A 25,982-nucleotide genomic window follows, 5' to 3' on the forward strand; every position below is an offset into this window, starting at 1 on the left:
CTAGGTTGCCTCGGCCGCGGCCCCGCCGGCTCGCGGCTGTCGCCGAACCTCGCTGGCCGCGTCCCCTTGTCAGTCCTCCGCCGCCGCGGTGGGGATGTCGTTCGCTGCCGCCCAGGTGGCCACGTCCTGCCGCTGGACGGCCGCCGCCATGAGGTCGGGGAAACGGTCCGGCGTGCAGGCGAACGCGGGAATCCCCAAAGCCGCCAGCGCGGCCGCGTTGTCGTGGTCGTAGGCGGGCGCTCCGTCGTCGCTCAGGGCGAGCAGGCACACCACCTGCACGCCGTCCGCCTTAAGGGCCTGCGCGCGCTGCAGCATCTCCTCCTCGTCACCGCCCTCGAAGAGGTCGCTGATCAGCACCAGCACCGTGTCGCGCGGGGCGTCGATCCGGTTCTGGCAGTACGCCAGCGCCGCGTTGATGTCGGTGCCGCCGCCCAGCTGGACCCCGAACAGCAGCTCCACCGGGTCGGACACCGACTCGGTCAGGTCCGCCACCGCGGTGTCGAACGCGATCACCTGCGTCCGCAGCGACCGGATCGACGCCAGCACCGCCCCGAACACGCTCGCGTACACCACCGACGCCGCCATCGACCCGCTCTGGTCCAGGCACAGCACGATCTGCCTGGACACGCTCGGCAGCCGCCGACCGAAACCCACCAGCCGCTCCGGAACGACGGTCCGCTGCTCGGGCTGGTAGTGCTTCAGGTTCGCCAGGATCGTGCGGTTCCAGTCGATGTCGCCGTGGCGCGGCCGGTTCGTGCGGTTGGCCCGGTGCAGCGCCCCGCCCACCGCCTGCCGCGTCGGCTGCGCCAGGCGCTTCTCCAGGTCCTCGACCACCTTCCGCACCACCGCGCGCGCCGTGTCCCGCGACCGCTCCGGAATGGCCCGGTTGAGCGACAGCAGCGTGCCCACCAGGTGCACGTCCGGCTGCACGGACTCCAGCATCTCCGGCTCCAGCAGCAACTGGCGCAGCCCCAGCCGCTCCATCGCGTCGCGCTGCATCACCTGCACCACCGAGCTGGGGAAGTAGCCGCGGATGTCGCCCAGCCACCGCGCCACCCGCGGGGACGACCCGCCGAGCCCGCCACGGCGATCCTTTTCCTTGTCGTACAACGCTTCCAGCGTGGCGTCCCGCCGGGCGTCCGCACCGGACAGCGACACGCCGGTGCCGTCGGCGTCCTGCCCGCCGAGCATCATCCGCCACCGCCGCAGCCGTTCACTCATCCCAGCAGCTCCAGGATCCGCGGCACCACCAGCGCCGCCCGCTCGTGGTCCAGGTCCTCGTCCGCCGCGCGCGCCCCGGCCGCGCCCTCGCCGCGGTCGATCCGCCGCACCCGCAGCCCGATCTCCCGCCGCTCCGGCGCGCTGAACTCGGCGAACGTCCGGCGCAGCAACGGAAGCAGGTGGTCGAACACCTCCTCGCCGACCCCGGTCGCCCACCGGTCGACGATCTCCAGCAGCTCCGGCTCGTGCACCAGCAGCGCCGCCTCGCCGGACAGGAACCCCTCCAGCCACCCCGCGGCCTGCGTCGCGTCCGCGGCGACGGAGAGCTGCCGGGACAGCCTGCCCGCGGCGTCGGCCACGTCCAGCAGCCCGGCGTCCAGCAGCAGCCGCACCGCGCGCCCGGCGATCAGCCCCGGCACGCCGAGCCGGTCGGCCACCGTCCGCAGCGCGCCGTACCAGACCTCCCGCAGCTCCTGCTGGTCGAGCAGCCCGATGCCCCGCTGCACACCGTCCACCAGCTGCCGCACCTCACGGCCGGCGTCCTCGTCGAGACCCGCGCACGCGGCGGGCAGCCCGACCGCGATGCGCGTGACCACCCCGCTCAGCACCCGCTGCACCAGCTCGGTGTCCGCACGGCGCACGTTGCCGTAGCGGCGGACACGCGCCATCGGCTCCACCGCCGCCATCAACCGCGTGGTGTCGTGTTGGCGCGCGGCCCGCTCGTCGAGCGCCGCGAGCACCCCGGCCAGCGCTTCCGGCAGGTCCGCGGTGAGCGTGTCCTCGACCAGGACGCTCAGCTCGGCGATGTCGGCCTCGGCGGCCCGCTGCGCCACCACCGCCGTCGCCGCGGACTCGATGGTCGTGCCGTAGCCGCTCGCCTCGATCAACGCGACCGCCAGCTCCGGCCGCCACTCCAGCACCCACGACTCCCGGAACGTGCCCCGCGTGCGCGCGGTCTCCGCGGGCTCGCCCCACCGCACGCCGAGCAGCAGCAGCCGGTGCAGCAGCTTGCTGCGCTCCAGGTGCATCGGCGTGCGCAGGTCCAGGTCCAGCTGCAGCTCGGCCGCGCTCTGCTTGAGCCGCAACCGTTTCCGCGTCGCCTCCAGGTCCTTGGCCAGCGGCACCATCGGCGTCTCGGCGGGCACCCGGCCCAGGATGTCGCCGACCAGCAGCTTGCGGGCCACCAGCCGCATCGGGATGTCCGACCCTCCACAGAGGACCGCCTGGCAGGCCTCCAGCACCTCGGGCAACCCGGGGTGCGGGCGGTTGCGCAGCACGGCCAGCGCGTCGGCGAGCCGGACGGCCTCGATGACCGCGGCCGGGGACACGTCGTGCTGCTCGCGGCGCAGCAGATGCGCCACCCGCACCATCCACCGGCCCACCGCCTCGTCGTGCGCGGTGGTGAACAGGTGGTGGTACCAGCCGGGGGAGGAGATTCCCGCGCCGTAGCCGCTGGCCCTGGCCAGCCGCGACGACGTCCATGGCACCCAGGTCGCCGCGACCTTCGTCGTGCGCAGTCCCTTGAGCAGCCGGTTGTCCGCGGCCTGCGACGGGAACTCCGCGGGCACCAGCACCGGCGCGTGCCAGGCGCCGCACACCACCGCGATCGTGCCGGCCCCGCCGCGGATGACCGCCCGCAGCACCTTCCGCATCGCCGCTTCCCGCCGCTGCGTGCGCAGGTCCGGCACGTGCCCTTCGCGCAGCGCGCGCATGGCGTCGAGCAGCGCGTCGAACACCTCGAGCCCGTGGTAGCGCAGTTCGACCGCGTCCTCCCACCAGCGCTCGGGATCGTCGTACCCGGCGGCTTCGGCCAGCGTCGCGATGGGGTCGATCGGTGGCTCGGCGTCCGGGTCCTCGGCGTCCTCCAGCACCAGCGCGACGTTCGCGGGCAGGTCGAGGAACCTCACCTGCCTGCCGTGCTCCAGCGCCCATCGCAGCGCCACCCACTCCGGGGAGAACACCGCCATCGGGTAGAACGCGGCCGTCGCCGGGCGGTCGACGGCGTAGACCAGCCCGGCGACCGGCGGGCGCATGCCCGCGGCCGCGGCGAGCGGGGCGACGGAGTCCAGCTCCGGCGGCCCCTCGATCAGCACGACCTCGGGGTCGAGCCGGTCCAGGGCGTCGGCGACCGCGCGGGCCGAACCGGGCCCGTGGTGCCGGATGCCGAGGACGTGAACGCTCACACCAGTTCCCGGCACGCGCGGTAGAGGTCGGACCACGGCTTGCGCTCGCGCACCACGGTCTCCAGGTACTCCTGCCACACGATCCGGTCCTGCACCGGGTCCTTGACCACCGCGCCGTGCAGGCCGGCCGCCACGTCGTCGGCCCGCACCACGCCGTCGCCGAAGTGCGTCGCGAGCGCGATCCCGTTCGTCATCACCGAGATCGCCTCAGCGGTGGACAGCGTCCCCGACGGCGACTTGATCTTCGTCCGCCCGTCGGTGGTGACCCCGTCGCGCAGCTCGCGGAACACGGTCACCACGCGGCGGATCTCGTCCACGTTCTCCGCGCCGGCCGGCAGCTGCAGCGACCGGCCCAGCTGCTCTACGCGCAGCCGGACGATCTCCACTTCGGACTCGGCGTCGTCGGGCAGCGGCAGCACCACGACGTTGAAGCGGCGTTTCAGCGCGGCGGACAGGTCGTTCACGCCGCGGTCGCGGTCGTTGGCCGTGGCGATCACGTTGAACCCGGCGAGCGCCTGCACCTCGCTGTCCAGCTCCGGGATCGGCAGGGTCTTCTCGCTGAGGATCGTGATCAGCGCGTCCTGGACGTCGGACGGGATGCGGGTCAGCTCCTCGATCCGCGCGATGCCGCCGGTCTCCATCGCGCGCAGCACCGGGCTGGCGACCAGCGCCTTGGGCGAGGGTCCCTCGGCGAGCAGGCGCGCGTAGTTCCAGCCGTAGCGGATCGCCTCCTCGGCGGTGCCGGACGTGCCCTGCACGAGCTGCGTGGAGTCGCCGGAGATGGCCGCGGCGAGGTGCTCGGACAGCCACGTCTTCGCGGTGCCGGGCACGCCCAGCAGGAGCAGCGCGCGATCGGTGGCGAGCGTGGCGATCGCGACCTCGACGAGGCGGCGCGAGCCGAGGTACTTCGGCGTGATCGGGGTGCCGTCCGGGGCCTCGCCGCCCAGCACGTAGGTCGCGACGGCCCACGGCGACAGCTTCCAGTTGGGCGGTTTGGGCCGGTCGTCGGCGGCCGCGAGGGCGGCTAGCTCGTCGGCGTGCTGCTGCTCGGCGTGTGCTCTCAGCACGTCGGTCATGTGAACTCCTGCCGGATGGTCGCTCGGATGGTCAGCGCGTGGGCGATGCCGCGCAGCGTGCGCGCGGTGGGTTTGTGGTCGGTGCCGAGGGCGAGCAGCCAGTTCTCGACGGCGGCGAGCGCGGCGGGGTGCAGGTGCTCGGCCATCGCGCGGGCGGCCAGCCGCAGCACGGCCTCGGCCTTGGCGGTGCGCAGCCGCGCGACGATTTCGGTGGAGAACTCCGCGGGCCACGGGCCGGGCGCGGCGGCGAGCAGCGCACCGAACCGGGCGTCGAGTTTCCGGCTGCCGCCGAGGATTTCCGCGGCGGTCGCCGGGGTGAGCGCGGCGATCAGCTCGGGGGTGGGCTGGTGCCGGGCCAGCGCGGTGAGCCACTGCTGGTCGCGCTGGCGCAGCGCGGCCTTCGTCCAGCCGAGGAGGACGTCGTGGCCGGCTTCGGGGATCCAGGCCCGGTCCCAGGCGGCCAGCGGGGTGGCGGCGAGGATCTGGATCAGCCGGGACGCGCCGCGGCCGAGACCCGGTTCGCGGTGGTCGGTGACGCCGTCGCGGCGGGCCGCGTCGTCGGGTTCGCCGGGCAGGTCGAAGGCGCCGCGGCCCTGGTGCAGCCGCCGGGCGCGCTCGGCCATGCGCTGGGCGCGGGCCGAGCCGGGCAGGTGGTCGAGCAGGGCGGTGGCGTCGGCGCGGACGGTCGCGGCGCGGTCGTCGAGGGCGCGTTCGAGCAGCGGCTCGTCGTCGCCGGACAGACCGGTGCGCAGGGTGTCGAGGAACGCGGCGCGGGTGGCGGCCGGCTCGTCGGCCCAGGTTTCCTCGACCAGTTCGCGCGCGCGGCCGGGCGCGGTGGCGCGCAGGTCGGTCAGCAGCGCCACCCGCTCGGCGCGGGTGCCGGTGGCGAAGCGCTCGGCCACGTCGGCGGGCGGGACGGTGGCGGCCCAGCTCCACGCCGGGTTGTGCGCGGCCAGCCAGGCGCCGCGCGGGCCGAGGACGTCGCGGACGAGCGGGCGGGCGGTGGCGGTGGTCGTGCCGAAGCGGAGCAGGTCGGGCAGCAGCCGGTACGGCGGGCGCCGCCCGGTGTCGCGGGCGGCGGTGAGCCAGTCGCCGGTGAGCAGCTCGGTGCCGACCTCGAGGCGGATGGCCTTGGTGAGCAGCAGTTCCAGCAGCTGGGCGGCGGCCGGGGTGCATTCGGGACGGTCGTCGGGGCCGGCCGGTTGTCGCGGGGTGCCGCGCCAGACCGGTGGCGTCCAGCCCGCGCGCCGGTGCCCGGCGGCGAGGGCGGCCGCGGCCAGGACCGCGGCCTCGGGCGAGTCGGCGGTGACGCTGCCTGCGCCCGGGATGCCGGAGGCGGCCAGGTCGAAGGGGCGGCGGCCGGTGCCGACCAGCGCCGTGCCCAGCAGGTCTTCCCACGCGGTCACAGCGCCACCAGCCGGTCGCCGACCTGCACGCTCAGGGGGTGCAGGCGCTCGTCGATCCACTCGCCGAACACCGGCACCGGGTGACCGCCGGAGAGGGCGAGCAGCTGCCACACGTCGGTGCCCGCGGCCAGGGTGAGGGCGGCGCCGCCGGGGTCGACGAGCAGCGGCGGGTCGCCGGGGACGACGGTCATCCCGGCCAGTGCCAGGGGGATGCGACGCAGCCACGGGTTCCCGGCGAGCCACCGGGCGGCCTGGCCGAGCGCGGTGCGGACGTCGGTGGCGTGCGGGAGGCCGGAGCCGGGCGTGACCTTGTGCTCGTCACCGGCGAGCAGCGCGCGGCGGGGCTGGCCGCCGGGGTAGCGGGCCACCTCACCGTCCACAACGGACCCGAGCACGTGCGCGACCTTCAGCGCCTGCCCGGCGGCGGCGAAGTCCAGCAGCACCACGGTTTCGCCGGTGCGCTCGCCGTGCAGCCAGGTGCGCTGGGACAGCAGGCGCTCGTCCTCCTCCTGGCTCAGGCCGACGACCCACCACCGATCGGCGACCCGGTCGCCGATCTCGTCGCGGCGGCGGGCCCAGCCCAGCACCGTGCGCAGGTCGCCCATCGCGGCGTCGTCCAGCTCGGCGCGGCGCCGCCACGCGCGGACCGCGAGGTACCAGCGGCCGACCTCGCCGAGCAGGTGTGGCGCCCAGTCGGCGCGGGCGTGGATGTCGGCGCCGGCGGCGCGGACCCGGTCGGCGAGCCCGGGCAGCTGGGCGTCGACGAGCCGGGCCGCGGCGGTGTCCCAGAACCCGGGCGGCTGGCGGCGGGCGGCCGCCAGGCCCTGGCGGACGAGGTCGTGCAGCCACAGCTCGAAGTCGTCGAGGCCGGCCGACATGAGCGACTCGCGCTCGGCCAGGCGCCTGGCCTGCGCCTCGGGGTCGGGTTTGGCGGCTTCCCGGCGGGGCGTGGCGGGGGTGACCCAGTCGGCGGGCCCGGCGTCCTCGGACACGGAGCCGTCGCCCGCGGCCCACATGAGCAGCAGGGCCAGGCCGTGCTTGCAGGGGAACTTGCGGCTCGGGCAGGTGCAGCGGAAGGACGGTTCGGTGACGTCGACGGTGACCTGGTAGGGGGTGCGGGCGCTGCCCTGGCACTTGCCCCAGACGAGTGAGCTGGTGCTGCCGAGGTCGGACCAGGTGCGCGGGTTGGCGAGCCCGCGGGCGGCCCGCGCGGACCCGGCGTCCGGGGCCAGCGCGAGCACCCGAGCCACCGTCCACCGCGATCCCACGCGGCCAGCCTATCCGCCACCCCCGGCGGCGGCCGGGCACCCGGGCGGGCCGGTTCGCCGGCCGGATGTGGAGCCGCCCCGGCGGGAGGCAGTGGCCGGCAGCCGCGTCCGGCGGTGCTCGCCCGGCGCGGCGGCCATGGCTCCGGTACGGGCCACCGCTGGTTCCGGCTGGACGACCAGGGGCCGCCGCCGCGTGCCCCGGCGGCGGCCGGCTTGTGGTGAAGCTGATCGCCTCGTCGTATTCCGGCGGCCCGGTGGCCCGCCTCGGCCCGGTGGCGTGGTCCGGTTTGGTGTCTGTCCCGGCCCGGTCAGCGGGGCAGGCTCGATGGCCCGCCCCGCTCGGTGGTCCGGTCCGGTCCGCCCCGGCCCGGTCGTTCGGTCAGGCCATTTCGGGCACCCGCAGGTGCGCCAGTGCCAGCTCGAACTCGGCCACCTCCAGGATCTCCACCCCGGCCTCCTCCGCGCCGCGCGAGCGGAGGGCGTCGGCGCGGTTGCGGGTGCTCGCCATGTTCGCGTGGTTGTCGTAGGTCACCGAGGACACCGCGATGCCCGCCTCGCGGTCGATCATCAGGCTGGCGCTGCAGAACCCGTCGAGGCGTTCCAGCTCGGGCAGCAGGCCCATGCGGTAGGTGTCGATGGCGCGGTCGAGCTGGTCGAAGCGGGTCCAGGTGACGCGGCAGCAGGCGCCCTCGGGCGCGGGCCGCGTGCGGTGCAGCACCGCGATCTCCCATTCGTCGACCTGGGCGCGATTGCCGCCCATCACCTCCGCCGCGTGGTCGCGCAGCGGGCGCACCCGGTCGGCGCTGTCCCGCATCGCCTCCATCGACTCCCACGAGCTGGTGGCGATGCAGCGCCCGGAGTCGCGGTCGACGAGCATCGACAGTCCGACGCAGCCGGGCATCTCCATCAGCTCCGGCATGACCTCGTCGCGCAGGTGGGCGATCCCGGCGTCGATCGTGTCCTGGTGAGCTTGCACCGTGGTGGAACGCGCGAACACGCCTTCCACCCCCTCTCCGGTCGAGGCGGCGTCCCGGCGGCGCCGCCGGTAGCCCTCCACCTTGCGCCGCGGGGCGAGCGGGCGCAACCGCGGCCGGCGCCGCCCTAGTCGACGACGTACCACTGGCCGCCGCGGTATTCGAGGACCGCGTCGCCCAGGTCGCTCTCCGTGAACGGGGTGTCCGCACGCACCGCGCGGGCCGGGATCTCGATCCGCCCGGCGGTTTCGGTCACCCCGGCCCGGTCGACCGTCGCGGTGCGCAGGGCCCGCTTCTGAGCCGGCGAGATCATCTGGAAGGTGATCGGCATGGTCTGCTCGCACGGCCCGAAGCCCTGGTCCTCGGCCTTCTTCGCGGCCGGGCCCGCGATCTCGCAGACCACCGCGAGGTCCTCGCGGCCCACCGCGTGCAGGAACTCCTCGTAACGCCGGATGCCGTCGGACGCCGACGGGCCGGACGACGTGGGCGCTGTCGACGATCCGGACGGTGGTGGGCCGTCCTGCTTGCGGTACAGCGTGGCGGATCCCGTCACACTGCCGCCGGAGTAGGTCATCTTCAGGGACTCGCCGTCCCGGTGGAGCGTCACCGTGCCCTCGGTGACGCAGTTGCCCGCGTCCTTGTCCAGGATCGTCTCGCGCAGCTCCAGCCACTGCGTGGTCGCGTCGACCAGCCGGAGGATGCCGCGGCACGCCAGGTCCGGATCGGGGCCGGTCCAGGTCGTGCGGTACTCGACCGGGTTGCTGTCGCCGCCGAGGACCACCCGCATGTGGTACGGGCGGGCCGCCGGGGACTGCTCGACCGGGTCGCGGGTCTCCCACGTCCCGGCGAAACCGTCCGGCAGCCGGGCGGGCATGGCGCAGCGGCGGTCGGTGAACACGTCGGCGAGTTGCCGCCCCGGGTAGGGACCGGCCGGGCCGGAGAAGCCGGGCACGAGCGACTGCGCGCCCCACGCGCCGCGGTAGCCGTACCACGGCTCGCCGTCGAGCGCGCGCGGTTGCGTGCGCCACAGGTTTCCCTGCGAGGTCCAGTCGAAGGTGGCGCCGGAGACGTGCCAGCCCTTCGCCGGGTACGACGCGTGCGACCCCTTGGCCGAGTACACGACCGGGTGGCCGTCGTCGTGGTCCAGGTCCGCCCACGGCACGGAACACGGCTCGGCGCCGTGGCCGAAGAAGGTCACCGCGACCGGTTCGCCGTTCCGCAGCTGGACGGCGACCCGCTCCCAGTCGCCCTCGTGCGTGTTGCCCACGGGGGTGCCGGCCGGTCGGAGTTCGTTGCGGCCGTAGAAGAACCAGTACACGTACGCGGAGCGCTCGTCGTCGGCGCGGTGGTGCTCCCAGTACATCGGCGGGGGAGCGTCGTCGGGCTGGACGTTGTCGTGCGCGTCCAGGTAGAACCCGCCGTCGGAGTTCGGCGAGACCTCGTCGCCCGAGTGGCGGGCACAGGGGAACAGCGGCTTGTCCGGGGACGGCACGGCGGGGTCGGCGTCCTTGTGGTGCTTGTAGACAGTGCCGCGAAGCGAGCCGGGATCGACCGGGTCGGCCACCGGCTCGGGGTCGGCGCAGTCGTCGTGCTCGTACCGCAGCGCCGACTGCCGGATGTAGGCGGTCGCGTCCATCGGGGTGAACCGCTCGTCGCCGGCCAGCCACACCCGCGGCGCGAACTGCAGCGCGGTGGGCTCGTCCACACGCGCCGGTGTGGGCGCGGTCTGCTCCTTCGGCCCAGGATCGTGGTCCTCGCAGGCCGTCAGCAGCGTCATGGCCAGCAGGGCCACCCCCAGCAAAACGCGCATCTTGAGGACTGTACGCAAGGGACGCCACGCGCGTGGCCGTTTTCCGGAATCAGCTGCTGGCCGAACTCAGCTGCCGGCGGATCACCGCCGCGCGAGGGAACGTCGAGGCCGAAGTGGACGGACACGGCAACCTGACCGGCCTGCGACTGGCCGCGGGCGCCCTGCGGCTGGCGGAGGCGGTGGTGAGCGCGGTCAGGCGGGCCGGGCACGGGTTGCGTCGGCCCCGTCCGCCGGCAGGCGACGAGCCGGAGGAGTTGTTCACCGGGCTGGCGGACGAGCACCGGCGCCGGGCGGCGCGGGCGCGTGTGGCGTGCTGCCCGCACTGCGGCGGTGCGTTGCACGCTCAGACCTGAGGCTGCGCTTTGAGGTGCTGTTTCAGCAGGCCGAGCGTGGCGGGCACTTCCTTGCGCGCGTTGCGGCGCGCCAGGGGAGCGATGAGCCTGCCCACGCCGTGCCCCTCGAAACCGATGCCGTACTCGACGTGGGTGCCCTCGCCCTCCGGGGTGAACGTGACGTCCACGTGCGCCCGGACCGGCCCGTCCACGCCGCGGACGCCGTAGCGCCGGCCCGGGTCGTAGGCCGTCACCTCCCACGTGATGGTCCGGTCGGCGCCCATGACGTGGCGGACCTCGTGCCCGCGGGTGCCGACGGTGACCGGGACCGGGCCGTCGAAGGCGGCGGTGCGGACGTCGGGCTGCGAGTCGGGCAGGTGGGCGGCGTCGGCGAGGAAGCCGAACACCTCCTGCGGGCTGCGTGCGATGTCCACTGTGGCGGTGGTCTTCCCGGACATGACGCGACTCCTCTCGTGGTGCGTCGAGGGTAGGCCGGTCGTGCGGCGCCCGGAAGGAGCTCGGTCCGGCAACCTCGCCCGCGCTCAACCGTCCTGTCAAGGAGTGTCCGGACGCGAGGGGGTTCTGGTGCGGGATGCCGGCGGTTGGCTGCGGGAGTTCCAGGAGGCCGCGCGGGCCAGGCAGGACCGCGGTGATCCGGACTGGGCCCGGGGCGCCCGGCTCGACCCGGCGGTGGTGCGCAGCCTGCAGCGGTTCCAGGTCGGCGAATCCGGCGACGGTGTCCGGCTCAACCGCGCCGCCGAGCGGACCGGCGATCGCGCCTACGCCGCGGCGGTGCGGTTGTTCGTCGCCGAGGAGCAGAACCACGCGCGGCTGCTCGCCCGCCTGCTGGAGGCCGCCGGGGCGCCGACGATCACGAGCCACTGGACCGACAGGGCGTTCGTCGCGCTCCGGCGCGGGCTGGGGCTGCGGCTGGAGCTTGCGGTGCTGCTGATCGCGGAGACCGTGGCGCTCAGCTACTACCGCATCCTTCGCGACGGTTCCGGTGACGCCCTGACGCGCGGCGTGGCGGCCCGCATCCTGGATGACGAGCAGCGGCACGTGCCCTTCCACCGGGACCGCCTGCGCGGGTCGATGCCGCGCCCGGCGTGGTGGCTGGTGCGGACCGCGTGGCAGCTGCTGCACGCCACCACCGCGGTGGTGGTCGCCTGGGATCACGGGGCCGCGTTGCGCGTGCTCGGTGTCGGTCGGCGGGAGTTCGTGGCCGAACAGGTCCGCCTGTTCAGCGGGTTCCTGACCACGCTGCGAGCGGAGCACGCCCGGACCTGAGGCCGGCGATGGGGTGCACGCCGCCGAAATCACCGAACCGGAGATCGCCTGCCGGCGGCATCGAGCAGGAGGTGACGGTGGAAGGCCCGCGCGACCGCCTCGATCGGGGACAGGCGGGCCGCCGGGGATGACGTGAACGCGCCGAAGTCGATCAGCGGTTGCAAGTGGGTGAGCTGCTGGACGCGCGAACAGCACGGTGAAACGGCCGTGGATCCGCCGAACGCGCGACCTCAGGCGTGCGCCACACCGAGCCCGGCGCCCAGGGCCAGCGCCGCGGCCTCGCCGCGGGAGCTCACTTCCAGCTTCTGCAGCACCCCGGTGACGTGGAACTTCACCGTGCTCTCGGTGACGCCCAGCTCCGCCGCGATCGCCTTGTTGCGCTTGCCCTGCGCGAGCAGCGCCAGCACCTCCCGCTCGCGGCGGTTGAGGTTCGTCAGCCGCGTTTCGCCGGAGGGCTCGGGCGCGTCCAGCGGCAGCGAGATCGTCACCCGGCTGCCCCAGCCCGGCGCGGCGTCGATGTCCAGCGCGGCGCCCAGCGTCCGCGCCCGGCCCTGGAGGCCACGGCGCAGTGCGTCCACGTCCAGCTCGCCGGACCCCTGGTCCCGCACGTCGACCACCAGGCTCGCGCCGTCGCTCGACCACGCGATCCGCAGGCGCGCCAGGCCCGGCTGGGCGGTGAACGCCAGCACGGCCGTCCGCGTCATCGCCCGCGCGGCGTGCGCGATTTCGCCGGGCACGGAACCGCCGGACGGGGCGACGAACTCGATCGGCGCCTCGTGGTGGCGCAGCATCTGCCGGATGTCCTCGCGCAGCCGGGCGAACGCCTCCGGCGCGGCCTCCTCGGACAGCGCCTGGTCCGACTTCCGCGCCGATCGCAGCGCCAGCAACGCCGCCGACGCCGAGTCCGCCGCCGACAGCCGCGCCCGGCGGTCGTCCAGGCCGGCGGACCGCAGCGTGGTCAGGATCGCCACCAGCGCCGCCTCGTGCGCGGCCGCCAGCTCGGCGATCGTGCGCTCCCGCTCGCTGGAGGCGGCCCGCGACTCGGCGAGGTAGTCGGGGCTGGCCTGGGCGACCTGCTGGCTGATCGAGGTCACCACCAGGCCGAAGATCGCGGCCAGCAGCTCCGGCTCGGGCAGCCGCCGCCGCGCCGCGCGGGGGACCAGCACCAGCAGGGTGCCGGCCGGATCGAGCACCACCCACACGGTCCGCTCCGCGCCCGCGATCGACGCGGTCGTGCTCACCGGGCGGCCGGGCTCGACCGCGGCCTTCAGCTCCTCCAGCTCGCCGATCGTGACCTTGTTGATCATCTCGGTGGCGCCGGCGACCTTGCGCGGCCGCCCGGTGCACTCCCGGGTGAACACGACGAGCGCGGTGTGCGGCCACCGCTCGCCGAGGAACCGCGAGAGGCGGCGGGCGATTTCGTGCAGCGGCCCGTCCACGACCTCGCGCAGAGCCACCAGATCGGACACCGGATCCATGCGGCCACTCTAACCGGAGGTCGAGGTTTTACTGGTCCGACGACCAGGTCGCGGAAACGCCACTCAGGGCTACCGTCGCCAACGGTATGCGTCACCGCGCATGCTTCTCCACCGAAAGGAACAGCCGATGCCACAGACGGTCCGCGGCGTGATCGCCCGCTCGAAGGGAGCTCCGGTCGAGCTCACCGACATCGTGATCCCCGACCCCGGTCCCGGTGAGGTCGTGGTCGCGATCGCCGCGTGCGGGGTGTGCCACACCGACCTGACCTACCGCGAGGGCGGCATCAACGACGAGTTCCCGTTCCTGCTCGGGCACGAGGCCGCCGGCACCGTCGAAAGCGTCGGCGAAGGCGTCGATTCGGTCCAGCCGGGTGACTACGTCGTCCTCAACTGGCGCGCGGTGTGCGGCCAGTGCCGGGCCTGCAAGCGCGGCCGCCCGCAGTACTGCTTCAGCACGTTCAACGCCACCCAGAAGATGACCCTGACCGACGGCACCGAGCTGACCCCGGCGCTGGGCATCGGCGCGTTCGCGGACAAGACGCTCGTGCACGCCGGGCAGTGCACCAAGGTCGACCCGGCCGCCGACCCCGCCGTCGCCGGCCTGCTCGGCTGCGGCGTGATGGCCGGGCTGGGCGCGGCGGTCAACACCGGCGCGGTGAGCCGGGGCGATTCCGTCGCGGTGATCGGCTGCGGTGGCGTCGGCGACGCGGCCATCGCCGGGGCCCGCCTGGCCGGTGCGAACAAGATCATCGCCGTCGACCGCGACGCGAAGAAGCTCGAGTGGGCTACCGAACTGGGCGCCACCCACACGGTCAACGCGACCGAGACCGAAGTGGTCGAGGCCGTCCAGGCCCTGACCGGCGGGTTCGGCGCGGACGTGGTGATCGACGCGGTGGGCAGGCCGGAGACCTGGAAGCAGGCGTTCTACGCCCGCGACCTCGCCGGCACGGTCGTGCTGGTCGGCGTCCCGACCCCGGACATGCGGCTGGAGATGCCGCTGCTCGACTTCTTCTCCCGCGGCGGCGCGCTGAAGTCGTCCTGGTACGGCGACTGCCTGCCGGAACGGGACTTCCCGGTGCTGGTCGACCTGTACCTGCAGGGCAGGCTGCCGCTGGACAAGTTCGTCACCGAGCGCATCGGGCTGGACGACGTCGAGAAGGCCTTCCACACCATGCACGCCGGCGAGGTGCTGCGTTCGGTGGTGGTCTGGTGAGCTTCCGGATCGACCGGGTCGTCACCTCCGGTGTCTTCGAACTCGACGGCGGCAGCTGGGAGGTCGACAACAACGTCTGGCTCATCGGCGACGACCACGAGGTGGTGGTTGTCGACGCCGCGCACGACGACAAGCCGATCGTCGAGGCCGTCGCGGGGCGCAAGGTCGTCGCGGTGGTCTGCACGCACGGCCACAACGACCACGTCACCCACGCGCCGCAGCTCGGCGAGCAGCTCTACGCGCCGGTGCTCCTGCACCCGGGCGACCAGCAGCTGTGGGACATGACCCACGCCGGGCAGGCGTTCTGGAAGGCCGACGACGGTCAGCGCATCGCCGTCGCGGGCACCGAGATCGAGCTGATCCACACCCCGGGCCACTCGCCCGGCTCGGTGTGCCTGCACCTGCCCGAGGCGAAGGCGCTCTTCACCGGCGACACGCTGTTCGCCGGGGGGCCGGGCGCGACGGGCCGGTCGTTCTCGGACTTCCCGACGATCATCGACTCGATCCGGGACCGGCTGTTCAAGCTCCCGGAGGACACCCGGGTGCACACCGGTCACGGCGACGGGACCACCATCGGGACCGAGGCGCCGCACCTGGCGGAGTGGATCGCACGCGGCTACTGAGCCGGCGTGGTCGCCCACGCCGTGGCCGTCGTAGCGCGCCTGGCTACCGCGCGGGCTGCCCGGCCAAGATGCTGCCACCGCCGCGGTGAGCGAGAACTGGGCAGCCCGCGCTCAGCGCGCGGGCTGGCCAGTGTCGACGACGGCGGGGCAGCGCTCGCGCTCAGTGCGCGGCAGGCGTCGGCGACGTGCAGGCAGGTGATGTTCCGCAGCGCGGCCACCCGCCGGGTGCCCCCGCTCAGTGCGCCGCAGGCGCGGGCGTCGCGGCGGCGGGCTTGCGCACGAACAGCGCGGTCACCAGCGCGAGCACCCCGACGACGCCGGCCACCACGAACGCCGTGCGCAGGCCCGTGGCGTCCGGGATGCCCGCCGGGTCGTTGCTGGCCAGCGTGGCGACGCTGACGAACACCGCGGTGCCGAACGCGCCCGCGACCTGCTGCAGCGTCGCCAGGATCGCGCTGCCGTGCGAGTACAGGTGGTCCGGCAGCACGCCGAGCGACTCCGTCATCAGCGGCGTCATCATGAAGCCGAGCCCGGCCATCAGCAGCACGTGGATGGCGATCACCGCGGCCAGCGGCGAGCCCGGCCCGAGCAGCGCGAACAGCCACATCGACACCGCCAGCGCCAGCGCGCCGGGGATCACCAGCGGCCGCGCGCCGAACCGGTCGAACAGCGCCCCGACCGGGCGGCCCAGCAACCCGAGCGTCAGTCCGCCGGGCAGCACCGCCAGCCCGCTGACGAACGTGCTGGTGTGCAGCACGGTCTGCAGGTACAGCGGCAGCATGATCGAGGCGACCCCGAGCAGGCACACGAACAGCAGCGCGGCCAGCACCAGCGCGACGACGAAACTGCGGTGGGTGAACGGCCGCAGGTCCAGCAGCGCCCTGTCCTCGCGCTGCAGCCGCGTCTGCCGCCAGGTGAACACGGCCAGCAGGGCGAGCCCGCCGACGATCGTGGCCCACGGCGGCACCGGCGCGTGCCCGCCGCCTTCGCCGATGCCGGCCAGGCCGTAGAGCACGCCGCCGAAACCGAGCGCGGACAGCAGCACCGACGGTACGTCCAGCGGCACCTTGCGGGTCGAGCTGTCCAGCCGGAACCACGCCGCGCCGATCGCCAGCGCGGCCAGCGCCAGCGGGAGCACGATCCAGAACATCCAGCGCCAGCCCAGCGACGCGAGCACCGCGCCGCCGATCGTCGGCCCCACCGCGGGGGCCACGGCGATCACGATGGTGATGGTGCCCATCGTCGCGCCGCGCTTGTTCTCCGGCACCAGGCGCATCACCGACGTCATCAGCAGCGGCAGCATCACGGCGGTGCCGCAGGCCTGGACCACGCGCCCGGCCATCAGCATGCCGAAACCGGGCGCGAGCCCGCTGATCGCGGTGCCCGCGCTGAACAGGGTCAGCGACGCGAGAAACACCTGGCGCGGGGTGAACCGTTCGAGCAGGAACCCGGTGGTCGGGATGACCACCGCCATCGTCAGCAGGAACCCGCTGGTCAGCCACTGCACCGTGGTGGTGGAGACGGCCAGGTCGGCGGTGAGGTCGCGCAGCGCGACGCTCAGGATCGTCTCGTTCAGGATCATCACGAACGCGGAGACGACCAGCACGCCGATGAGCAGCCCGGACCGCGGCGGCGCCTCGTGCGCGGCGTCTGGCGGAGTGGTCGCGGGGGCGGCCATGGAAGCACCTCACAGGGAATTCAGTGGTCGGGATCGCGGCCTCGGCGCCGCCGGAACGGCCGCACCCATCCCCCAGCAGGGCAGGCGAAAACAGCCGAACCACTTATACGGTGCGAACGCACCGCCCGTCCATCGAATTCCCGCTGCGGCGCTAGGTCATCTGGCGGATGAGGATCGTCGCCACGCAGGCCGGTTTCGGCGCGTCCTCGGCGGCGATCGTCATCGTGATCGCCAGCTGCAGCCCGCCCCGCACCTCGGTCACCTCCTCGAGCGTGGCGGTCGCGCGCACCTTGCTGCCCACCGGCACCGGGGAGGGGAAGCGGACCTTCTCGCAGCCGTAGTTGACGGTCAGCCCGAACCCGGTGAACTCCACGATCTCCGGCAGCAGCCGCGGCACCAGCGACAGCGTCAGGTAACCGTGCGCGATGGGACCACCGAACGGCCCCGCCTTCGCCCGCTCGACGTCGACGTGGATCCACTGGTGGTCCCCGGTCGCCTCGGCGAACCGGTTCACCGCGTCCTGGGTGACCTCGACCAGCCCGCTGCTGCCGAGCGGTTCCCCGACCGGCAGGGCGCGCACCCCGTCGACGCCGTGCACGACGATCGCCACGTCAGACCTCCTCGAACATCAGCGGCGCGGGTTCGAACTCCTGCAGCGGCGCTCCGGCGAACAGCCGCGCGACCTCCGGCACGGTCCAGCCACCGGGCCGCAGCTCCTCGGCCACCTCGCCCGGGTGCGTCCACAGCGCGATGCGGTCGCCACCGGCGGCGATGGCCTGGCCGGTGACGTGCGCGGATTCCGCCGACGCGAGGTAGACCACCAGCGGCGCCACGTCGTCCGGGGTGCCGAGGCCCTGGCGCCGCAGCGGCTCCGGCACCGGCTCGCCCGCGTCCACCCTGGACACCAGCTCGCCCAGCCCCGGCATCGTCGCGACCATCCGGGTGAGCGCGGTGGGCACGACCGCGTTGACCGTCACGCCGATCTTCGCGTGCTCCACCGCCCAGGTGCGCATCATCGCGACGATGGCGCCCTTCGACGCGGAGTACGCGGTCTGCCCGAAGCTGGCGCGCTGCCCGGCGGGGGAGCCGACGAGGATCAGCCGCCCGCCCTCGCCCTGCTCCCGGAACCGCCGCACCGCCGCGCGGCCGCAGGTGAAGGTGCCGCGCAGGTGGCTGGTGACCACGAGGTCGAAGTCGTCGTCGCTGGTGTTGCGCAGCGTCCGGTCGCGCAGCGCGCCGGCGTTGGTGACCATCACGTCGAGGCGGCCGAACTCGCCGACCGCCCGCCGCACCAGCGCCTCGGCCAGGTAGCTGCCGCCGACGGAACCGACCACGGCGACCGCCCGGCCGCCCGCGGCGGTGATCTCCGCGACCGTCGCCTTGGCGACGTCGGCGTCGAGGTCGTTGACGACCACGGCGGCGCCCGCGGCGGCCAGCGCCCGTGCGTAGGACCGGCCCAGGCCGCGGCCGGCCCCGGTGACCACGGCGACTCTGCCGTCGAGCATGTGCCCTCCTTCGATCGCGGATCTCCTCGACGGTATGAGCCGCGGCTGCCCGGCACGCTGGCCTTGCGTCGCCACCGTGGCGCGACGTTTGTCCCGCCCGTCCTGCGGTTCCCGGCCGTGTCGCTCCGGCCCCGCGCCTTCCTACGCTGGACGCCGAGCCGAGGAGGTGCGGACCGGATGGACGTCTCCTTCGGCACCGTCTGGGAGGCCGTGGCCCGTGGCCTGCCGGACGCGGTCGCGATCTCCGAACCGGGGCGCGACCTGACCTACGCCCAGTTCGACGACCGCGCCGCCCGGCTGGCCACCGCGCTCGAGGAGGCCGGGGTGCGGGCCGGCGACAAGGTGGCCTGCTACCTGCACAACGGCGCGGCCTACCTGGAGACCGTGTTCGCCGCGTTCAAGATCGGCGCCGTGCCGGTCAACGCGAACTACCGGTACACCGCGGACGAGCTGACCGCGCTGCTCACCGACGCCGACGCGGCCGCGGTGGTGTTCAGCGGGGTGCTCGCGCCGAACCTGCGCCACGCCGCGGAGCACGTGCCGACCCTGCGGCTGCTGGTCCGCGCCGGCCCCGCCGTGGAGCCCGGGCCGTCGGCGCCGGAACTGGAGGACCTGCTCACCGCCACCCCGCCGCGCCCGCCGGAGCACCGGTTCGGCTCGGACGAGATCTTCATGTACACCGGCGGCACCACCGGCAAGCCGAAGGGCGTCATCTGGCGGCAGTCCGATCTGCTGCACTCGCTGTTCGTGCCGGTCTTCCGGCCGCTGGGCGCGCGGGAGCTGCCCGCCACCCTCACCGAGGCCGTCCACCTCGCGATCGACGCCCACGCCGAGGACCGCTCGCACGCGACGATGCCGGTCGTGCCGCTGATGCACGGCACCGGCCTGTTCAACTCGATGGGCGCCCTGCTCACCGGCGGCCGGGTGATCACCACCAGGCCCGGCGCGCTCGACCCGCACCACGTCTGGACGACGGTCGCCGCGCAGCGGGTCCGCACGATCATCGTCGCCGGCAACGCCGTCTGCCGTCCGCTCGTCGACGAGCTGGTCGCGGCGGAGCGGCGGGGGAGCCCGCACGACCTCGGCTCGCTGCGGTCGGTGATCAGTTCCGGCACGGCGCTGTCCGACCGGCTCAAGCACGCGCTGCACGAGCGGGCGAGCGTCACGATCTTCGACGCGATCGCCTCGAGCGAGGGCGGGCCGTTCGCGTTCGCGGTCACCTCCACTGTGGACGATCTGCCGTCGCGGTTCTTCCCGGTGCCCGCGACGAAGGTGTTCGGCCCCGGCGACGCCGAAGTGACGCCCGGCAGCGGCGAGACCGGCGTGCTCGCCTACCGCGGCCCGATCCCGCTCGGCTACTACAAGGACTCGGCGAAGACGGCCACGACGTTCCGCACGATCGGCGGCGTCCGCTACGCCATCCCCGGCGACCTGGCCGCTGTCGAGGCCGACGGCGCGATCCGGTTCCTCGGCCGCGGGTCCGGCGTCATCAACACCGGCGGCGAGAAGGTGCACCCGCAGGAGGTCGAGGACGCGCTGCTCACCCACCCGGAGGTCACCGACGCGGTCGTGGTGGGCCTGCCGGACGAGACGTGGGGCGAGCGCGTCGCGGCGGTGGTCGCGACGGCTTCCGCGACCTTGTCGGCCGGGGAGCTGCGGGAATGGGTGCGCCGCGGCCTGGCCGGGTACAAGGTGCCGCGCACGATCGAGCTGCTGCCCGAGCTGCGCCGCACGCCCACCGGGAAGCTCGAGCTGGCCTGGGCCCGCGACCTCCTCCTAAAACATTTAGGAATTTCCTGATATGCTTTAGGCATGGTGCGAGCGGGACTGACCACCGAGCGCGTGGTCCAGGCGGGGGCGGAGCTGGCCGACGAGGCCGGGTTCGACGAGGTCACCCCGTCGGCGCTGGCCCGCCGGTTCGGCGTCCAGGTCGCGAGCCTGTACTCGCACGTGCGGGGCGCCCACGACCTCAAGGTCCGCGTCGCGCTGCTGGCGCTGGGCGAACTCGCCGACCGGGCCGCCGACGCGCTCGCCGGGCGAGCCGGCCGGGACGCGCTGGTCGCCTTCGCCGGCGTCTACCGCGACTACGCCCGCGAGCACCCGGGCCGCTGGGCGGCGGCGCGGTTCCGGCTCGACCCGGAGCACGCGGCCGCGAGCGCCGGGCCCCGGCACACCCGGATGATGCAGGCGATCCTGCGTGGCTACGACGTGCCGGAGGCCGACCACCCGCACGCCGTCCGGCTGCTGGGCAGCGTCGTCCACGGCTTCGTCGAACTCGAATCGGGCGGCGCGTTCGGCCACAGCGCGCCCGAGCCCGGCGAGTCCTGGTCACGGATCCTCGAGGTCCTCGACGTCACCCTGCGGAACTGGCCCGGGAGGACCGGATCGTGATCACCACACCCCTGACCGCGGACCTGCTGCGCGGAGCCCTGGACGTCGAATCCGGTGCGCACGGCCTGGTGCCGCACCGGCTGCCCGCGTGGGCGCGCGGCCGTGCCGACGCGCCGCTCCGCATGGCGGAGTCGCAACCGTCCGGCGTGCGGCTGGTCTTCCGCACCCGCGCGACCGTGATCGAACTGGACGCGCTGCGCACCACCCGGTCCTATGTGGGCACCCCGCCGCGCCCGGACGGCGTGTACGACCTGCTGGTCGACGGGCGGCTGACCGCGCAGGGCGGGGTCGGCGGCGGCAACACCGTCCACATCGACCTGTCCACCGGCGCGGCCCGGATGGAGCCCGGGCCGCCCGGCACGGTGCGGTTCGACGGGCTGCCCGGCCACGACAAGGACGTGGAGATCTGGCTGCCGCACAACGAGATCACCGAGCTGATCGCGCTGCGCACGGACGCGCCGGTCTCGCCGTCGCCCGTGCGCGGGCGGGTCTGGCTGCACCACGGCAGCTCGATCAGCCACGGCTCGGACGCGGCGAGCCCGGTCACCACGTGGCCCGCGGTGGCCGCCGGGCTGGGCGGCGCCGAGCTGGTGAACCTCGGCTTCGGCGGCAGCGCCATGCTGGATTCGTTCACCGCGCGGGTCATGCGGGACACGCCGGCCGACCTGATCAGCGTCAAGATCGGGATCAACCTGGTGAACGGCGACGTGATGCGGCTGCGTGCGTTCACGCCCGCGGTGCATGGTTTCCTCGACACGATCCGCGACGGGCACCCGGACGCCCCGCTGCTGGTGGTCTCGCCGATCTGGTGCCCGATCCACGAGGACACGCCCGGCCCCGGCGCGTTCGACGTCGAGGCGCTGAAGTCGGGCGTCGTGCGCTTCCGGGCCACGGGGGATCCGGCCGAGCGCGCTGCCGGGAAGCTGACGCTGCGCGTGATCCGGGAGGAGCTGGCGCGGATCGTCGCGGAGCGCGCCGACGAGAACCTGCACTACCTCGACGGCCGCGACCTCCACGGCGAGAACGACCGTCCGCTGCCCGACAACCTCCACCCGGACGCGGCGACCCACCGGCTGATGGGGGAGCGGTTCGCCAAGCTCGCGTTCGGCGGCCCGTTCGCGGCTCGCTAGTCCAGGCAGGAGCGGAGCGCGGCGAGGTAGGCGGTGGTGTTCGGCGCGTTCAGCAGCCCCGGCGCCATCCGGTTCATCACGTAGGCGAACGTCAGCCGCCGGTCGAGGTTGTTCACCACCACCGCGCCGCCGAAACCGCTCCACCAGCAGGTGCGGCCGTCGACCGCGTAGCCGAGCCCGAACCGGACGGGCGCGCCGAGCACCCGGTCCACCCCGTCGGCCTGCACCTCGAAGATGCGCTCCACAGTGGACTCCGAAAGGAACCGCCTGCCGTCGATCGTCCCGCCGTGGGAGACGACCGACTGCAGGCGCGCCACCGAGCGGGCGTTGCCCTGGCCGTTCAGCCCGCCCAGCTCGGCCGCCAGGAACGGCCGCGTGGTCGTCACCGTCGGCGGGATCAGCGGGTTGGTCAGTGTGCGCACCGCGATCGGGTCGAGGGCCGCGTAGTCCACTCCGGACGACTCGGGCGGCACCAGCGTGGCGAGCCGGGCGTCCACGTCCGCCGGCGCGCCCAGCCAGTAGTCCGCCCCCAGCGGCTCCGCGAACTCCGACCGCAGCACCGTGCCCAGCGAGCGGCCGGTCACCCGCCGCACGATCTCGCCGACCAGGTGGCCGTGGCTGACCGCCTGGTACCCGGAGCCCTCGCCCGGCGGGAACCATGGCTCCTGCGCCGCCAGCAACGCCGCCGCTCGTGCCACGTCGCAGATGTCGTCGAGAGTGACCGGCGAATCCCATCCGCACACGCCCGAGATGTGGCCCAGGACGTGCCGCACCAGCACGCCGTCCTTGCCCGCGGCGGCGAACTCCGGCCAGTACCGCGCCACCGGCGCGTCCGGGTCGAGCTGCCCCCGGTCCACCAGCGCGAGCGCCACCAGCGCCACCATCGTCTTGGTCAGCGAGTACGTGGTGACCAGCGTGTCGCGCGTCCACGGCACGCCCGGCGCGGCCGAGCCGCCCCACAGGTCCACCGCCACCTCGCCGTCGGCGATCACGCAGACCGAGGCCCCCGCCTCGGCGCCGTCGCGCAGCCGCTCCGCCAGCAGGTCGCCGAGTGCGGCGAACCGCGCGTCGCAGTGGCCGTTCACCGGACGGCCGCCGCCCGCTTCCGGCCCGCCTCGATCTCGCGGTGCAGGTCCCGCACGTAGCGGGCGAAGTCGAGCTGGATGGTGTGCCGCGGCGCGGAGTAGTACTGCCCGAGGTGCTTGGCCTCGTCCCGTGCGATGGCGGCCTCCATCTCCGCGACGTCCGGCAGCTCGTACTCCCCGGTCAGGTGCCGCGCGATGAGCTTGCTCTGCTGCTCGGCGAGGTTGACGATCGTCGGCGACGCCTGCGCCAGCCCGGCGAAGTAGAGGTTGCCGATGCCGGGCTTGACGATCCGCTTGAACAGCGGCAGCCGGTGCTCGGCGTCCGGCAGCAGCGCCGGATCGTCGAAGAACGGGAACGACATCCGGTACCCGGTGGCGCACACGATCACGTCGGCCTCGACGCGGGTGCCGTCCACGCACACCACGGCGTCGCCGTCCAGCCGCTCGATCGCGGGCACGCAGGTCAGGTCGCCGGAGCCGGCCTTGGCGAGGAAGTCCACGCTCACCGACGGGTGCGCCGACAGCGGCTCGTGGTCCGGCTTGGGAAGCCCGTAATCCTCCATGTTGCCCAGCGTCTTCTTGATCGCCCGCCGGGACAGGGCCAGGCCGATCTTCTTCGGCATCCACGGCGGCATCATCATCTTGTCCGCCGGTTTGCCGCCGCGGTACTTCGACAACACCCACACGCCGCGCCGCGCGGACACCCACACGTGCCGCGCGATGGAGCGGTGCGACAGCTCGGAGGCGATGTCCAGCGCCGAGTTCCCCATACCCACCACGACGATCCGCTTGTCCCGCATGTCGACCGGGTCGAACGGGCTGCGGTAGGCGTGGCTGTGCAGGACCGGCCCGTCGAACGTGCCGGGGTAGTCGGGCAGGTACGGGTTCCAGTGGTGGCCGTTGGCGACCACGAGCGCGTCGTAGTCGCGGGTCTCGCCGGTGGACAGGGTGATCCGCCAGGTGCCGTCGGGTCGCCGGGCCGCGTGCTCGACCACGGTGTCGAAGGTGATCGTCTCGCGCAGCCCGAAGTGGTCGACGTAGTCGCGGAAGTACTGGTGGATCAGCGAGTGGTGCGGGAAGTGCGGCCAGTCCGCGCCGGCCGGGAAGTCCTCGAACTGCAGGCGCGTGGTCGAGGTGTCGATGTGCAGCGATTCGTAGCAGGCCGAGCGCCCGTTGGGGTTGCCGAAGTACCAGTTGCCGCCGACGTCGTCGGACATTTCGAAGCAGTCGTAGGGGATGCCGTGGTCGCGCAACCGCTTCGCCGTGGTGAAGCCGGAGCAGCCGGCGCCGATGATGCAGACGGTGGGGAGTGAACTCACGGATGCCTCCTCCGCTGGCCACGATGCCGCTGACCACTCTGGCACGTTCGCTGACGGTGTGTCCAGTAAGTAGGCTGACCGTCATGAGCCTGCGGGAGCGGCAGAAGCAGCAGACCCGGCGCGACCTGCTGGAGCACGCCAAGGCGCTGTTCGTGGAGCGCGGCTACGCGGCGGTGACGATCGACGACATCGTCTCCGCGGTCGGCTGCAGCCGCGCGACGTTCTACCTGCACTTCTCCGGCAAGCCCGCGGTGCTGCAGAAGATCGGCGCGGAGACGATGGCGCAGCGCGCGGTCGCGGTGTACGCGGAGCTGGACGAGGTGCTCGCCACCGGTTCGCGCGAGGGGTTCACCGGCTGGATGCGGCGCGCGGTCGCGTGGTTCGAGGAGAACCAGGCGATCCTGCCCGCGTGGGACGAGGCGGTCGCGCTCGAACCGGAGTTCCGGGCCATCGCCAAGCGCGCGGTCGACGAGCTGCCCGCCGCGATGCCGCGGTACCTGGCACGGTGGGGCCCGGAGCGGCGGGCCGAGGCGCACCTGCGGATCGAGCTGCTGGTCAGCCAGCTGGAGCGGTTCTTCACCCGGTGGGCGGTGCAGGGGACGATCACCTCCACGGCGGACGAGGCGGCCGAGGTGCTCAGCGACATCTGGTTCCCGGCGCTGCGGCCACCCCGGTGAGACGCTCGTCGTCTCAGCGGAGCCGGAATCGGATATTGGACTTCATGGTCCCGGGGTGCGATCGTCGGACGTAGCCCTGCCCAGCCGTGAAAGGACAACGGATGTCCGTCGATGTCGTCATCTGCGAGCCGCTGCGGACGCCGATCGGCCGGTTCGGCGGCGCGCTGGCCGGCCAGACGCCCGCCGCGCTCGCCGCGCACGTGCTGTCCGCCGTCGTGGAGCGCACCGGCGTGGACCCGGAGCGCGTCGACGAGGTCATCCTGGGGCACGCCTACCCGACGTCCGAGGCGCCCGCGATCGGGCGGGTGGCCGCGCTCGACGCCGGCCTGCCGGACACGGTGACCGGCATCCAGATCGACCGCCGCTGCGGTTCCGGCCTGCAGGCCGTGCTCGACGCCGCCATGCAGATCCGCGCCGGGTTCAGCGACGTCGTGCTGGCGGGTGGCGCCGAGGTGATGAGCGCCGCGCCGTACTACACGCACGAGGGCCGCTGGGGCATCAAGGGCGCCGGCCTGCAGCTGCACGACTCGCTGGCGCGCGGCCGCGCCACCGCGGGCGGCGTGCACCACCCGATCCCCGGCGGGATGATCGAGACCGCCGAGAACCTGCGCCGCGAGCACGGCATCTCCCGCGAGGACCAGGACGCGCTCGCCCTGCGGTCCCAGCAGCGGGCGGCGCGGGCGATCAAGGGCGGGCTGTTCAAGGACGAGATCGTCCCGGTCACCGTGAAGTCGCGGAAGGGCGAGACGGTGGTCGACGCCGACGAGCACCCGCGCCCGGACACCACCGCGGAGGGCCTGGCGAAGCTGAAGCCGGTGATGATCCGCACCGACCCGGAGGCCACGGTCACCGCGGGCAACGCGAGCGGGCAGAACGACGCGGCCGCGGCGTGTCTGGTCACCAGCCGGGAGACCGCGGAGAAGCTCGGCCTGCGCCCGCTGGTGCGGCTGGTGTCGTTCGCGCGCGCCGGGGTGCCCGCCGAGACGATGGGCATCGGCCCGGTGCCCGCGACCCGCGCGGCGCTGGCGAAGGCCGGGCTGTCGCTGGACGACCTGGACCTGATCGAGCTGAACGAGGCCTTCGCCGCGCAGGTGCTGGCCTGCACCCGCACGCTCGGGCTGAGCGACACCGACGAGCGGTTCAACGTCAACGGATCCGGGGTGTCGCTGGGCCACCCGGTGGGGGCGACGGGCGCGCGGATCCTGGCGACGCTCGCGCGGGAGATGGTCCGCCGCGAGGCGCGGTACGGCCTGGAGACGATGTGCATCGGCGGCGGCCAGGGCCTGGCGGCGGTGTTCGAGCGGATCGGCTGACACCGGCTCGGTC

Annotated in this window: 23 protein-coding genes; 9 read left to right on the forward strand and 14 right to left on the reverse strand. The window is 73.8% G+C overall.

The window, feature by feature from the left end:
• Positions 1 to 69 precede the first annotated feature (69 nt).
• The 7 genes from L2C96_RS00900 to L2C96_RS00930 form a co-directional block, all read right to left on the reverse strand.
• Entirely contained in the window at positions 70 to 1,221 is a 1,152-nt protein-coding gene (locus L2C96_RS00900; RefSeq protein ID WP_237334710.1) for a VWA domain-containing protein, read from the reverse strand.
• Positions 1,218 to 3,404: a DUF5682 family protein gene (locus L2C96_RS00905; protein ID WP_237334711.1), complete on the reverse strand. Its 2,187-nt coding sequence runs from the start codon at positions 3,402 to 3,404 to the stop codon at positions 1,218 to 1,220. Before L2C96_RS00905 ends, L2C96_RS00900 begins: the two co-directional genes overlap by 4 nt.
• Positions 3,401 to 4,480, reverse strand: a complete 1,080-nt coding sequence (locus L2C96_RS00910) for an ATP-binding protein (protein WP_027930041.1) — start codon at positions 4,478 to 4,480, stop codon at positions 3,401 to 3,403. The genes L2C96_RS00905 and L2C96_RS00910 overlap by 4 nt, the downstream gene beginning before the upstream one ends.
• On the reverse strand, positions 4,477 to 5,886 hold the full coding sequence (locus tag L2C96_RS00915; RefSeq protein ID WP_237334712.1) for a DUF5691 domain-containing protein: 1,410 nt from the start codon (positions 5,884 to 5,886) through the stop codon (positions 4,477 to 4,479). Before L2C96_RS00915 ends, L2C96_RS00910 begins: the two co-directional genes overlap by 4 nt.
• Positions 5,883 to 7,154, reverse strand: a complete 1,272-nt coding sequence (locus L2C96_RS00920; protein ID WP_237334713.1) for an SWIM zinc finger family protein — start codon at positions 7,152 to 7,154, stop codon at positions 5,883 to 5,885. The genes L2C96_RS00915 and L2C96_RS00920 overlap by 4 nt, the downstream gene beginning before the upstream one ends.
• 379 nt (positions 7,155 to 7,533) lie before the next feature.
• Complete coding sequence (locus L2C96_RS00925) at positions 7,534 to 8,151, reverse strand: antibiotic biosynthesis monooxygenase (RefSeq protein WP_237334714.1); 618 nt, start codon at positions 8,149 to 8,151, stop codon at positions 7,534 to 7,536.
• A 104-nt stretch (positions 8,152 to 8,255) separates the two neighbouring features.
• Complete coding sequence (locus tag L2C96_RS00930; protein WP_237334715.1) at positions 8,256 to 9,938, reverse strand: hypothetical protein; 1,683 nt, start codon at positions 9,936 to 9,938, stop codon at positions 8,256 to 8,258.
• Positions 9,939 to 9,970: 32 nt separating this feature from the next.
• On the opposite strand from L2C96_RS00930, the gene L2C96_RS00935 reads away from it, so the two are divergent.
• Entirely contained in the window at positions 9,971 to 10,291 is a 321-nt protein-coding gene (locus L2C96_RS00935) for a hypothetical protein (RefSeq protein WP_237334716.1), read from the forward strand.
• Here L2C96_RS00935 and L2C96_RS00940 read toward each other — a convergent pair.
• Positions 10,282 to 10,728 carry an SRPBCC family protein gene (locus tag L2C96_RS00940; protein WP_237334717.1) on the reverse strand — a complete coding sequence of 149 codons (447 nt, stop codon included), beginning with the start codon at positions 10,726 to 10,728 and terminating at the stop codon, positions 10,282 to 10,284. The genes L2C96_RS00935 and L2C96_RS00940 overlap by 10 nt on opposite strands.
• 103 nt (positions 10,729 to 10,831) lie before the next feature.
• Here L2C96_RS00940 and L2C96_RS00945 point away from each other — a divergent pair, with 103 nt between their 5' ends.
• On the forward strand, positions 10,832 to 11,557 hold the full coding sequence (locus L2C96_RS00945; protein ID WP_237334718.1) for a ferritin-like domain-containing protein: 726 nt from the start codon (positions 10,832 to 10,834) through the stop codon (positions 11,555 to 11,557).
• Positions 11,558 to 11,787: 230 nt separating this feature from the next.
• Here L2C96_RS00945 and L2C96_RS00950 read toward each other — a convergent pair whose 3' ends face one another.
• Positions 11,788 to 13,035 (reverse strand): response regulator transcription factor, encoded by a 1,248-nt coding sequence (locus L2C96_RS00950; protein WP_237334719.1) that lies wholly within the window; start codon positions 13,033 to 13,035, stop codon positions 11,788 to 11,790.
• A 127-nt stretch (positions 13,036 to 13,162) separates the two neighbouring features.
• On the opposite strand from L2C96_RS00950, the gene L2C96_RS00955 reads away from it, so the two are divergent.
• Positions 13,163 to 14,248, forward strand: a complete 1,086-nt coding sequence (locus L2C96_RS00955) for an S-(hydroxymethyl)mycothiol dehydrogenase (protein WP_237334720.1) — start codon at positions 13,163 to 13,165, stop codon at positions 14,246 to 14,248.
• Positions 14,245 to 14,871 (forward strand): MBL fold metallo-hydrolase, encoded by a 627-nt coding sequence (locus L2C96_RS00960; RefSeq protein ID WP_237334721.1) that lies wholly within the window; start codon positions 14,245 to 14,247, stop codon positions 14,869 to 14,871. Before L2C96_RS00955 ends, L2C96_RS00960 begins: the two co-directional genes overlap by 4 nt.
• A 235-nt stretch (positions 14,872 to 15,106) precedes the next feature.
• Here the strand turns inward: L2C96_RS00960 and L2C96_RS00965 are convergent, their stop codons facing one another.
• The 3 genes from L2C96_RS00965 to L2C96_RS00975 all read right to left on the reverse strand — a co-directional run bounded on the left by L2C96_RS00965 (position 15,107) and on the right by L2C96_RS00975 (position 18,054).
• Positions 15,107 to 16,549: a DHA2 family efflux MFS transporter permease subunit gene (locus L2C96_RS00965; protein WP_237334722.1), complete on the reverse strand. Its 1,443-nt coding sequence runs from the start codon at positions 16,547 to 16,549 to the stop codon at positions 15,107 to 15,109.
• 151 nt (positions 16,550 to 16,700) lie between these two features.
• On the reverse strand, positions 16,701 to 17,159 hold the full coding sequence (locus L2C96_RS00970) for a MaoC family dehydratase (RefSeq protein WP_237334723.1): 459 nt from the start codon (positions 17,157 to 17,159) through the stop codon (positions 16,701 to 16,703).
• A 1-nt stretch (position 17,160) separates the two neighbouring features.
• Positions 17,161 to 18,054 carry an SDR family NAD(P)-dependent oxidoreductase gene (locus L2C96_RS00975; protein ID WP_237334724.1) on the reverse strand — a complete coding sequence of 298 codons (894 nt, stop codon included), beginning with the start codon at positions 18,052 to 18,054 and terminating at the stop codon, positions 17,161 to 17,163.
• A gap of 177 nt (positions 18,055 to 18,231) precedes the next feature.
• Between L2C96_RS00975 and L2C96_RS00980 the strand changes: the two genes are divergently transcribed.
• Genes L2C96_RS00980 through L2C96_RS00990 form a run of 3 tightly spaced genes read left to right on the forward strand, consistent with a single transcriptional unit; the run spans position 18,232 to position 21,575 of the window.
• Positions 18,232 to 19,854 (forward strand): AMP-binding protein, encoded by a 1,623-nt coding sequence (locus L2C96_RS00980; protein ID WP_237334725.1) that lies wholly within the window; start codon positions 18,232 to 18,234, stop codon positions 19,852 to 19,854.
• Positions 19,855 to 19,866: 12 nt separating this feature from the next.
• On the forward strand, positions 19,867 to 20,445 hold the full coding sequence (locus L2C96_RS00985; protein WP_237334726.1) for a TetR/AcrR family transcriptional regulator: 579 nt from the start codon (positions 19,867 to 19,869) through the stop codon (positions 20,443 to 20,445).
• On the forward strand, positions 20,442 to 21,575 hold the full coding sequence (locus tag L2C96_RS00990; protein WP_237334727.1) for a GDSL-type esterase/lipase family protein: 1,134 nt from the start codon (positions 20,442 to 20,444) through the stop codon (positions 21,573 to 21,575). Before L2C96_RS00985 ends, L2C96_RS00990 begins: the two co-directional genes overlap by 4 nt.
• On the opposite strand, the gene L2C96_RS00995 is transcribed toward L2C96_RS00990, so the two are convergent.
• Together L2C96_RS00995 and L2C96_RS01000 are read right to left on the reverse strand one after the other, a co-directional pair.
• A complete protein-coding gene (locus tag L2C96_RS00995) occupies positions 21,572 to 22,660 on the reverse strand; it encodes a serine hydrolase domain-containing protein (protein ID WP_237334728.1) in 1,089 nt (362 codons plus the stop codon). The genes L2C96_RS00990 and L2C96_RS00995 overlap by 4 nt on opposite strands.
• Positions 22,657 to 23,979, reverse strand: a complete 1,323-nt coding sequence (locus L2C96_RS01000) for a flavin-containing monooxygenase (protein WP_237334729.1) — start codon at positions 23,977 to 23,979, stop codon at positions 22,657 to 22,659. Before L2C96_RS01000 ends, L2C96_RS00995 begins: the two co-directional genes overlap by 4 nt.
• 83 nt (positions 23,980 to 24,062) lie before the next feature.
• On the opposite strand from L2C96_RS01000, the gene L2C96_RS01005 reads away from it, so the two are divergent.
• Together L2C96_RS01005 and L2C96_RS01010 are read left to right on the forward strand one after the other, a co-directional pair.
• Positions 24,063 to 24,656 (forward strand): TetR/AcrR family transcriptional regulator, encoded by a 594-nt coding sequence (locus L2C96_RS01005; RefSeq protein WP_237334730.1) that lies wholly within the window; start codon positions 24,063 to 24,065, stop codon positions 24,654 to 24,656.
• Positions 24,657 to 24,757: 101 nt separating this feature from the next.
• Positions 24,758 to 25,969, forward strand: coding sequence for an acetyl-CoA C-acetyltransferase (locus tag L2C96_RS01010; protein ID WP_237334731.1), 1,212 nt, complete (start codon positions 24,758 to 24,760; stop codon positions 25,967 to 25,969).
• Positions 25,970 to 25,982: the final 13 nt, after the last annotated feature.

The organism is Amycolatopsis tucumanensis (assembly GCF_021654135.1).
Classification (GTDB): Bacteria; Actinomycetota; Actinomycetes; order Mycobacteriales; family Pseudonocardiaceae; genus Amycolatopsis_E; species Amycolatopsis_E tucumanensis.

Excerpts from the sequence above, each read along its gene's own strand:
- L2C96_RS00900 (WP_237334710.1), bottom strand. The coding sequence starts at position 1,221 with ATGAGTGAACGGCTGCGGCGGTGGCGGATGATGCTCGGCGGGCAGGAC.
- L2C96_RS00910 (WP_027930041.1), bottom strand. The coding sequence starts at position 4,480 with ATGACCGACGTGCTGAGAGCACACGCCGAGCAGCAGCACGCCGACGAG.
- L2C96_RS00930 (WP_237334715.1), bottom strand. The coding sequence starts at position 9,938 with ATGCGCGTTTTGCTGGGGGTGGCCCTGCTGGCCATGACGCTGCTGACG.
- L2C96_RS00940 (WP_237334717.1), bottom strand. The coding sequence starts at position 10,728 with ATGTCCGGGAAGACCACCGCCACAGTGGACATCGCACGCAGCCCGCAG.
- L2C96_RS00950 (WP_237334719.1), bottom strand. The coding sequence starts at position 13,035 with ATGGATCCGGTGTCCGATCTGGTGGCTCTGCGCGAGGTCGTGGACGGG.
- L2C96_RS00955 (WP_237334720.1), top strand. The coding sequence starts at position 13,163 with ATGCCACAGACGGTCCGCGGCGTGATCGCCCGCTCGAAGGGAGCTCCG.
- L2C96_RS00965 (WP_237334722.1), bottom strand. The coding sequence starts at position 16,549 with ATGGCCGCCCCCGCGACCACTCCGCCAGACGCCGCGCACGAGGCGCCG.
- L2C96_RS00975 (WP_237334724.1), bottom strand. The coding sequence starts at position 18,054 with ATGCTCGACGGCAGAGTCGCCGTGGTCACCGGGGCCGGCCGCGGCCTG.
- L2C96_RS00980 (WP_237334725.1), top strand. The coding sequence starts at position 18,232 with ATGGACGTCTCCTTCGGCACCGTCTGGGAGGCCGTGGCCCGTGGCCTG.
- L2C96_RS00985 (WP_237334726.1), top strand. The coding sequence starts at position 19,867 with ATGGTGCGAGCGGGACTGACCACCGAGCGCGTGGTCCAGGCGGGGGCG.
- L2C96_RS01005 (WP_237334730.1), top strand. The coding sequence starts at position 24,063 with ATGAGCCTGCGGGAGCGGCAGAAGCAGCAGACCCGGCGCGACCTGCTG.
- L2C96_RS01010 (WP_237334731.1), top strand. The coding sequence starts at position 24,758 with ATGTCCGTCGATGTCGTCATCTGCGAGCCGCTGCGGACGCCGATCGGC.